Source organism: Novosphingobium sp. LASN5T (genome assembly GCF_003856955.1).
GTDB lineage: Bacteria > Pseudomonadota > Alphaproteobacteria > Sphingomonadales > Sphingomonadaceae > Novosphingobium.
The window spans coordinates 23,814-31,856 of record NZ_RQSI01000041.1; the positions used below are offsets into that span (position 1 = coordinate 23,814).

The following is an 8,043-nucleotide window of genomic DNA, read 5'->3' on the forward strand; positions in this document are numbered from 1 at the left end:
CCGCCGCGCCTGTGGCTGCGGACCTGTTCAACCCCAACCCGGCGCAACCCGGCGCGCACCCATGGCAGCGCGCCGGCCTGTCCCGCGCCGATCGCGTGATAGCGTTTCTGGAAGACCTGCCTGTCACCAAGGGCTTCGGCGCTGGCAGCAAAGTGCAGCTCGAACCGTTCCAGCGTGAATGGGTGGAAGCGATCTACGGAGACGGCGACGACGGCCTGCGCCAGGTTCGCACCGGCCTGCTGTCAGTTGCGCGGGGCAACGGCAAGACCGTGCTCTGTGCCGGCCTCGCCCTATGCCACCTGGTCGGCCCTGAAGCCGAGCAGCGGGGCGAGTGCTATTCCGCCGCGGCGACCAAGGAACAGTCGGCGCTGATCTTTGCCGAGATGGAAGCGACCATTCTCGCTACACCTTGGATGGCCGCACGGCTGAACGTGAAGACGTTCAACAAGATCGTCGAAGATCCGATTAGCGGTTCGGTCTACCGCGCGCTGGCGAGCGACGGCCGCAGCGTCCACGGTCTGGCGTCATCCTTCGTGGTTTGCGACGAACTGGCGCAATGGCACAGTCGCGAGTTGTTCGACGTGCTGCGCACTTCGCTGGGCAAGCGCGAGCAACCCTTGCTGTTGGTGATCGGCACGCAAAGCCCCCGCGCCGAAAACGTCATGAGCGAGCTGGTAGATTATGCCGGCCGCATCGAATCGGGCGAGATCGAGGACGATAGCTTTCACGGCAAGGTCTATGCCGTACCGGACGATGCTGACCCTTTCGACCCCGCCAACTGGCCGCTGGCAAATCCCGCGCTGGGCCGGTTCCGATCGGCGCGCGAGATGCAGGAGGAAGCCACCCGCGCGCAGCGCATGCCAACGTTCGAGCCGGCCTTTCGCAACCTGTACCTGAACCAGCGGGTTGACGCGGAGCCGAAGGCGATCAACCCGGCCGAATGGGAGCTTTGCGGCGGCACGTTCGATCTGGACTCGCTACGCGGCCGGCCCTGCTACGGCGGGCTGGACCTGTCCAGCACGCGCGACCTGTCGGCCCTGTCGCTCTACTTCCCCGACGATGGCGGCGCGCTGGTGCTCCATTGCTGGTGCCCCAGGGAGAACATGGCCGAACGGGAGGAAACCGACCGCGTTCCCTATCGCACCTGGGCGAAGCAAGGGCTGATCGAAGCCACCCCCGGCCGCGCGATCGACAAGCATTTCATCGTCGCACGCCTTGCCGAGGTGGCGAGCTGCTTCGATCTGCGCGGCCTTGCGTTCGACCGCTGGGGCATGGCGGACCTCAAAGCAATTCTGGGCCGCGAGGGCATCACCCTGCCGCTGATCGATTGGGGACAGGGATTTGCCAGCATGGGGCCGGCGGTCGATGCTTTCGAAACCGCCATGCTTTCGGGCAAGCTGCTGCACGGCATGAACCCGCTGCTGCGCTGGTCTGCCGGCAATCTCGTTTATGAAATGGACCCGGCGGGCCTGCGCAAGCCGAGCAAGAATCGCTCGATCGACCGGATTGACCCTATGGTGGCGGCGATCATGGCGATCGGTCTGGCGAGCCGGGACGAAGGCCCGAAGACGTTCACTGGCGCGGGAATTGTGTGGCTTTAGACTTTACTAAGGCCACACTGAACGAACCTTTCCCTGTCAGTTGAATTTCCCAAACCCAATTTGATATCAATCACGTGCTCTACTGAAGCAACAACGTATGTTTCTTCATGACGATCCGGAAAACGAAAGCGAATCGTTTCACCAATTGATGGCGCATGATCCATCTCAACATCATCAATGATTTGGTTGGGATATGCCGTTTCGACAAAGCGGACGATCAACATTATAACGCCATCCTCATCTTTCAAGCGCGGTTGCCAAGATACGCCGAAGAGCCTCGGGGCGCGACAACCTCTCGCCCTGCGCTTCAATCCAAGCGTCGAGTGCGGCGAGCTGATCCGGCTGTAGGCGCACACCAATCATCTGCCCGCGCCCACCAGTCGGTGGACGGCCGCGTTTCGGTTTTTGGTTATCCCGAATTGACGATGTCATGATTTACGGTTATCCCAAAAGCGAGCCGGGCGGAAGCGCCAACTCCCACCCAGCTCTGACCACAACCGTCTTTAGTGGAGACGCTCATGGCTACCTCGGCCCCTAGCAGGCCGCGCAGTTCCTGCGCGACCGGAAATTCGCACGAAAATTCCACCGTATCGCGCCGGCGTTTCGTCGGCGGGCTTGCCACGTCCACGCTGGCCGCCGTTCCTGTCGCTGCGCTTGCTTCCGGGCGCACTGTCATTGCAGGAAAGGTCGAGACCATGAACATGCACACCCGCGTTGTTGCCGATGTCGCTGAACACCCGCTGGCCGCCCAAATGAGAGCTTCCCGCGAAGCCGCAAACGCTAGGTTCTGGAAGCTGCATGCGGAGCTTGAGGCGCTGGAAGCCGCATGGGAAGTTGACACGGACGACAGCGAAGAAAATTGGGAGCGGCATGCCGAGGGCGTCCATGATGCAACCGAACGGGTGCTGATGCAGGGGGTTTTCTGCCCTTCTGCCGTGCTCGCCAAGCTGAACATCGTGCACTTCGATCCGGCCGGCTATATGCTGCCTGCACCCGTGCACAGTGCCGCCCAGGTGATCGAATGGGACCTGGAACGATGTGCGAAGGAGCGGCTTCTAGAAAACCGTGAGGCTTGACACGTTTCTAAATTCGTGAGAGCCATCACGTATGGACGCGATCTTCACCTTGACGGCCTTCACGCCGGCTGAAGCCACTGCCATCACGGGCGTGTCGCAGGACTTACAACGTGATTGGCGCCGTCGCGGCTTCTTGCCGCGAAGTGAGGGCCATGCCCGCTTCGACTTGTTCGGCCTTGCCGAGCTGCTGACGATGAAGCTCCTGTCTGCCCGCGACATCGGGCCGAAGGCAGCGGCCGAAGTGGCGGACTGGTGCGGCAACGGCATCGCCTACCACGCGCTGGACGCTGTGGATGCCTACGAGGGTGATCATCTGCGCACCAATGAGGCGCGGGGGCTGGACGACCGTCCGCTGTCCGACGACGAGCGCAGCAAACTTGCTACCTTAATTTCGCAGACCGGCGGCAGGTATGATGCGCCGGACGTCCGTTGGGGGGACAAGGCGGACTGGCTGCGGAGGCAGGTCTACCATAAACGCACCGGCACGAGGGTGATTCCCGGCAGCCTGTTTGCCTGGTGGGCGGACGACAGCCACAGCTTCCTTTTGAGCCTGGACGAGGCGCTGGCTGACATGCTTTCCGGAGACCCGCGCCTGGCGGGGCCGATTGTTGTTCTGGACCTACAGGCGCTTGCCTACACGTTGAGCGAACGTGCCGGCCGCGCCTTTGTCCACGTCGAATTCCCCAACTTACCCCCGATCCCGGGGGCATGATGCCCACGTCGAGAGACCGTCGGCAATCAACGTCGAGAGACTGTCGAGTGTCACCGCGCCGGGGCTTCGGCCCCGGCCAGCCTGAAAGGCCAAGACCATGTTGAAGAAAGCAGACCTGATCGCGCGTCGCGCCGCGATCGCCGAGGAACTGGCTACGCCAGACCTTGCCGACGAGCGCGTTGACGCACTCAATACCGAATATCGCGGCCTTGCCCGCCAGATCGAACGCGCCGAGATTGTCGAGGACAACGAGCGTCGCGAAGCCGGCACCACCATCCACGGCGGCGACGAGAAGCTGTCAACCGAACTGCACAAGCGCTTCTCGCTGGTGCGCGCCATGGCGATGCAAGCCAATATCGGCGGGCACGACTTCGGCTTCGAACGTGAAGTGCAGCCCGAGCTGCTGAAGCGCGCCGGCAAGGTTTCGGACGGTGGCGTTCTGGTGCCGTCCGAAATCTTCCTCGAACGACGCACCTTGACCACCACCACGCCGAGCGGCGCGGTCGGCGGCAACCTGATCGCCACCGAGCTGCACGGCGAAATGATGTTCGATCGCCTGCGCTCCGCCATGAAGGTGCAGTCGCTGGGCGCGACGGTGCTTTCCAATCTGGTCGGCAATATCGATATTCCGGGCCTGAAGGACTCGGTTACCGGCGGGTGGGTTGCCGAAGACACGGCGCTGACGGGCAGCACGCCCGGCTTCCGCAAGGTCAGCCTGACGCCGAAGCACGTTGGCGGCCTGACGGAACTGTCGCGTAACATGCTGATGCAGACCAGCGTCGATGTCGAGAACCTGGTGCGCAACGACTTCGCCCAGGTGCTCGCCGGCCTGATCGACAAGGCCGCGATCAACGGCAGCGGCAGCGGCGCCGAACCGACCGGCATTCTCAACACCAGCGGCATCGGCTCGCTGGCGATGGGCACCAATGGCGCTGCCTGGACGGCGGACGCATCGCGCGACCTGATCGGCAAAGTCGATATTCCCGACGCACCGAACACGTCACGCGGTTTCCTGACCACCAACAAGGTGAAGGTGTCCGCTTCGAAGATCAAGGACGCGCAGGGCAATTACATCGGCTTCGGCGAAGCAGGCGTATGGGCAGGCGAGCGTGCGGAGTTTTCGAGCAACGTGCCTTCGAACCTGACCAAGGGCAGCGGAACGGGCCTTTCGGCAGTCCTCTACGGCAACTGGGCCGACCTGCTGATTGGCTACTGGTCGGCCTTCGACTTCCTCGTGAACCCCTACGAATCGACCGCCTACGCCAAGGGCAACGTATCGGTTCGCGCGATGGCCACGTGCGACGTGGCGGTGCGCTATGTGGAGAGCTTCGCGGCCTCCAAGGACGTGGTGGCCTGATATGGCGGCGGCATCCCTTGAACGCCGGGCCTTTTGCGAGGTCCGCACCGCCGGCCGGCGTATCGAGGGATATGCCGCCACCTTCGGCGCGGAAGCCCGGATCGGCAGCGACTTTACCGAAGTCATTGCCCCCGGCGCTTTCCGCGCCTCGCTGGGCGGCGACGTGCTCGCCTTGTTCGACCATGACCCCGGCAAGGTGCTGGGCCGCACCAGATCGGGAACCCTCCGGCTGACGGAGGATGCCAAGGGCTTGGCCTTCTCGCTCGACCTTCCCGACACGGCGGCGGGACGCGACGTGCAGGCCCTTGCCGAACGTGGCGATCTGGGCGGCATGAGTTTCGGCTTCACCATCCCCACGGGCGGCGAAAACTGGCAGGGCGACAAACGCACCTTGCGCACGGTCAACCTGATGGAAATCAGCGTCGTCTCTGCATGGCCAGCCTATCCCGACACGTCGCTGGCGCTGCGCAACCGGCGCACGCCTCTGTCGCCCCGTACCGCGCTGCTGCGCACGATCCTGCTTTCGGAGATCCGCGCATGAAGCTGGTCGATCGCATGGCGCACGCGCTGGGCTTTGAGCGCCGCGCCACCGAACCGAGCTGGGCCGCGATCGGCGCGGCGCAAGGCTACTACGGCGGATTGTCAGCCCGCGCGGCCGAGAACCTGTCGGCAGTGCTGGCATGTTCCACGGTCATTGCCACGTCGCTGGGAAGCATCCCGGCGCTGGTCTATCGCATGGAAGGCGACCGCCGCATGGAAGCGATGGGCCATCCGCTCCGTCGCCTCGTTCGCCAAGGCGTCAACGAGCATATGTCGTGGCCCGACTTCATCGAGCACATGGTTGCATCGACCCTGCTGACCGGGAACGGCCTTGCCGAGATCATCCGCAACGCCAACGGCGGATTGACCGGCCTGCGCTTCATCCCCTGGCTTGCGGTTGGCGTGTCGCGCCTTGCGTCGGGCAGGCTCGCCTATGACGTGCGGGAACCCAATGGCATCACCCGGCGCCTGCTGCAGGGGGAAGTCATCCACCTCCGGGACAGGACAGATGATGGCCTGCTGGGCCGCTCCAGGCTCTCCAGGGCGAGCGAAGTCGTTGAAGGGGTACAGGCGAGCAACACCTTCGCGCGCAGCTTCCTGACCAATGGCGCACAGCCGTCCGGCTTTCTGAAAACCACCATGAGCATGTCGCCGGACAACATGGGCAAGCTGCGCGACCAGTTCAACGCACGGTTCCAAGGCGCGGCCAACGCGGGCCGGATCGGCATACTGGACCAAGGCATTGAATGGCAGGACGTTCAGATTTCACCCGAAGACGCCGAGCTTCTGGAAACCCGCAAATTCGGCGTCGAAGAGATTTGCCGCCTGTTCCAGGTGCCACCCCCGCTGGTGCAGGACTATTCGCACAACACCTTCACCAATTCGGAAACGGCCGGCCGCTGGTTCGCCATGTTCACGCTCACGCCTTGGGCGCGAAAAATCGAAACCGAATTCGCGCGCAGCGTCTTTCCGGCAAGTGGCACCTACGAGATGGAGCTTGACCTATCGGGCTTCCTGCGCGGCGATCCGGCAACCCGCTGGAATGCGCACAAGATCGCGATTGATGCCGGCGTGCTGGATCCCGACGAAGTTCGCCAGGTCGAAGGCTGGAACCCGCGCGCAAAGCGTACTGGTGAGGTGACTGTCTAATGTTCCCGCCGCGCACGCCATCCTATCGGCCCAACGAATGGGAGCTTACCGAGGCGGCACATCGCGGCATTTCTGTGCGCGGCCTTTGGGCAATGCTCTACGCTGAAGCGGCGCTCGTTGACCTTCCCGACGAAGACGAGAGTGAGGACTCGGAATGAGCCGCGCGCTTTTTCGGGAAGCGGACATCACGCGCGCCTTTCGTGCTGCTCGCAAGGCGGGGATAGCGCACCCTCGCGTCGATATCGACACGGCCACTGGGCGAATTTCGATCGTGCCTTGCCGCGCTGCGGCGGACCCCGACGAAACCAGCAACCCAATCGACAAGTTGTTCGACCTATGAAGCGGCGCTGGCTGCCTCGATACGTACACGAATTTCAGGATCGCCACGGGAAGTCTCGCTGGCGATATCGCCGCAAGGGGCGCGCAGTCTACTACTTCAAGAACCCACCAGGCACAGAAGGTTTTCGCCAGGAGCTGCACGCCTGCGAGGAAGGCCTTTCGGCCGCCCCGATCGACCCCGGCATGTCGCGAATCAAATCGGGAAGCTTCGACGACTTGCTTGCTCGTTACTATCGCTCGCCCGACTTCCTCGATCCCGGTGATCGAACGCGTGAAGTCTATCGCGGCGTGCTCGAACGTTGGCGCTCGCGCACCAAGAAAGGGGTTCGCTACGGCGAGCTGCTGGTCCGCGATCTGCAGGCACGGCATGTTGAAGCCATGCTGGCCGAAATGCTGCCACATCGAACCGCCGCGAACATGCTGCGCAAACGTCTGCTGGCCCTGTACAAGTTCGCCATTCGCATCGGGATGGCCAAAGACAACCCGGTCGGCGTGACCAAGCCATTCAAGGTGGAAAGCCAAGGCTTCCACACTTGGACAGAGGAAGAGATTGCTACGTATCAAGCACGGCACTTGGTCGGCACGAAGGCAAGGCTCGCCTTTGATCTAATGCTATGGACCGGCCAACGCGGCGGCGACGCTCGCACATTCGGCCCTGGGCATATTCGCAACCGGCGCCTGGTGTTCTCACAAGAGAAAACGGGCGCTGCTATTTCCGTGCCTGTCCTGCCCGACCTTGCCGCATCGATTATGGCAACCCCATCCGGCGCCATGGTCTTTGTCCTCAATGACCATGGCAAGCCGTTCACCAGAAAGGGCTTCGGAAACAAGTTCCGCCAGTGGTGCGACGAGGCGGGCCTTTCCCATTGCTCTGCGCACGGCCTGCGCAAGGCGGCAGCACGCCGCTTCGCGGAGGCCGGATGTTCAAATCAGGAGATCAAGGCTTGGACCGGTCACGTCACCGATTCCGAAGTCTCGCGCTATACGGCACACGCTGAAAAGCAGTTGCTGTCGGACGCTGCGGCAGAACGTCTAATGGCTAACCTGCGCACACGGTTAGCCAAATCCGAAGATAAACCTTTGATAAAAGGCGCTTAAATCATGAAGGTGGCGCACCCGACAGGATTCGAACCTGTGACCTCTGCCTTCGGAGCAATTTAGCCTGCCTATCCTAAATGCACGACAGGGCACGCTACAATGCGATATGTAACTGAAGATACTAGACAATTCGTATTTCCGCGCCGAACTGTCTATCCAGAATTTCGCTCC

10 protein-coding genes are annotated in these 8,043 nt (G+C 62.6%); 8 read left to right on the forward strand and 2 right to left on the reverse strand.

Annotated features, from left to right (window positions below; all coding sequences use genetic code 11):
* Window positions 1–11 precede the first annotated feature (11 nt).
* Window positions 12–1,601 carry a terminase large subunit gene (locus tag EH199_RS19470; RefSeq protein ID WP_223806785.1) on the forward strand — a complete coding sequence of 530 codons (1,590 nt, stop codon included), beginning with the start codon at window positions 12–14 and terminating at the stop codon, window positions 1,599–1,601.
* Here EH199_RS19470 and EH199_RS19475 read toward each other — a convergent pair.
* Both EH199_RS19475 and EH199_RS25115 read right to left on the reverse strand, forming a co-directional pair.
* Window positions 1,598–1,825: a hypothetical protein gene (locus tag EH199_RS19475; protein WP_124810824.1), complete on the reverse strand. Its 228-nt coding sequence runs from the start codon at window positions 1,823–1,825 to the stop codon at window positions 1,598–1,600. The two genes, EH199_RS19470 and EH199_RS19475, sit on opposite strands and share 4 nt — an antisense overlap.
* Window positions 1,826–1,838: 13 nt before the next feature.
* Window positions 1,839–2,033 (reverse strand): ribbon-helix-helix protein, CopG family, encoded by a 195-nt coding sequence (locus EH199_RS25115; protein ID WP_124810825.1) that lies wholly within the window; start codon window positions 2,031–2,033, stop codon window positions 1,839–1,841.
* An 86-nt stretch (window positions 2,034–2,119) separates the two neighbouring features.
* On the opposite strand from EH199_RS25115, the gene EH199_RS19485 reads away from it, so the two are divergent.
* From EH199_RS19485 to EH199_RS19515, 7 genes are all read left to right on the forward strand, one after another.
* Entirely contained in the window at window positions 2,120–2,677 is a 558-nt protein-coding gene (locus tag EH199_RS19485) for a hypothetical protein (RefSeq protein ID WP_124810826.1), read from the forward strand.
* 31 nt (window positions 2,678–2,708) lie between these two features.
* Window positions 2,709–3,389, forward strand: coding sequence for a helix-turn-helix domain-containing protein (locus tag EH199_RS19490; protein ID WP_124810827.1), 681 nt, complete (start codon window positions 2,709–2,711; stop codon window positions 3,387–3,389).
* A 97-nt stretch (window positions 3,390–3,486) separates the two neighbouring features.
* The gene (locus EH199_RS19495; protein ID WP_124810828.1) at window positions 3,487–4,746 is read left to right on the forward strand and encodes a phage major capsid protein; all 1,260 of its coding nucleotides are present in this window, start codon (window positions 3,487–3,489) and stop codon (window positions 4,744–4,746) included.
* Between the two features lies 1 nt (window position 4,747).
* The gene (locus tag EH199_RS19500) at window positions 4,748–5,287 is read left to right on the forward strand and encodes an HK97 family phage prohead protease (protein WP_124810829.1); all 540 of its coding nucleotides are present in this window, start codon (window positions 4,748–4,750) and stop codon (window positions 5,285–5,287) included.
* Entirely contained in the window at window positions 5,284–6,435 is a 1,152-nt protein-coding gene (locus tag EH199_RS19505) for a phage portal protein (protein ID WP_124810830.1), read from the forward strand. The genes EH199_RS19500 and EH199_RS19505 overlap by 4 nt, the downstream gene beginning before the upstream one ends.
* A 154-nt stretch (window positions 6,436–6,589) precedes the next feature.
* Window positions 6,590–6,775 (forward strand): hypothetical protein, encoded by a 186-nt coding sequence (locus tag EH199_RS19510; RefSeq protein ID WP_124810831.1) that lies wholly within the window; start codon window positions 6,590–6,592, stop codon window positions 6,773–6,775.
* Entirely contained in the window at window positions 6,772–7,872 is a 1,101-nt protein-coding gene (locus tag EH199_RS19515) for a tyrosine-type recombinase/integrase (protein ID WP_124810832.1), read from the forward strand. The genes EH199_RS19510 and EH199_RS19515 overlap by 4 nt, the downstream gene beginning before the upstream one ends.
* The last annotated feature ends 171 nt before the right edge of the window (window positions 7,873–8,043 follow it).